This is a genomic window from Neobacillus drentensis (assembly GCF_036966985.1).
In the GTDB taxonomy this organism is placed as follows: domain Bacteria; phylum Bacillota; class Bacilli; order Bacillales; family Cytobacillaceae; genus Neobacillus; species Neobacillus drentensis_E.
This window is the reverse complement of record NZ_JBALSN010000657.1, coordinates 1-831: the sequence shown is the minus strand read 5'-3', so window position 1 is coordinate 831 and position 831 is coordinate 1. Positions and strand designations below refer to the sequence as shown.

Sequence of the window (831 nt, the reverse complement as noted above, 5' to 3'; positions counted from 1 at the left end):
TAGAAGAAACAAAATCTCCACTAGGCCGCCAGCCGAGTACAAACTGCCTTTCCAGACCGGACCCCAGCCGTTTTGCATCATAGGCAGCAACCAAGAATAATGCTTGTATGGCATGTTAGTCAACATGACAAAAAAACCGAACAAAACCACCATTGGCAGGAAGAGAGCAGACATTTGTGCAATCGAGGAAATCCCCGCAAGAGCTGTCATTGAACAGAGGAGCATGATGCAAAATGCAATGACAAAGATCGGTGTCGCTTTCAAAAAGTCGATGGAAATCCAATACGTTGTTTCTTTTAGCGTTATTATCGTAATGGCCAGCAGGAAAAGCTCTAACGGGATAACAATCAAAAGAAAAGCCAAATTTCCAAATTTCTGTTGAATCAATAGCATTAACGATTGCTGATTCGTTTTTCGCATGATGTAATATAAGACTCCAAGCCACAAAAAGAAGGGCGGAATAGTGACGAGCACCGAGATCCAGGCATCTCTTCCTGATTGGTCGAGTAGAAGTGGTAACACGAGTACATGATTCATCAACCCTGTCGAGAGAATGACGATCATTAAAGCTGGACTTATGAAAATTTTCGTAGTATTCATTGCTTACAAATTTTCATTCCCTTGCATCAGTTTTAATAATGATAGATTTTCCTCAATACTTCCACTTTATTCCTTATACCGTAAGATAGTTTTTTTGTTCTATATTTCTTGGAGGAATGAACATACATACAAAAGTTTCCATACATGATTTCATACCACAAAAGGATCTGTTATAGGCTGATTCGGACAGGAAGTTGTATGAAAATCCATCTTTTGTAGCCGGTTAAATAT

Annotated in this window: 1 protein-coding gene; it reads right to left on the bottom strand. The window is 39.2% G+C overall.

Translation table 11 applies throughout. The annotated features are described in order from the left end of the window. On the bottom strand, positions 1 to 600 hold a 600-nt coding region (locus V7659_RS29920; protein WP_335543663.1), incomplete at its 3' end, for a GerAB/ArcD/ProY family transporter. Positions 601 to 831 lie beyond the last annotated feature (231 nt).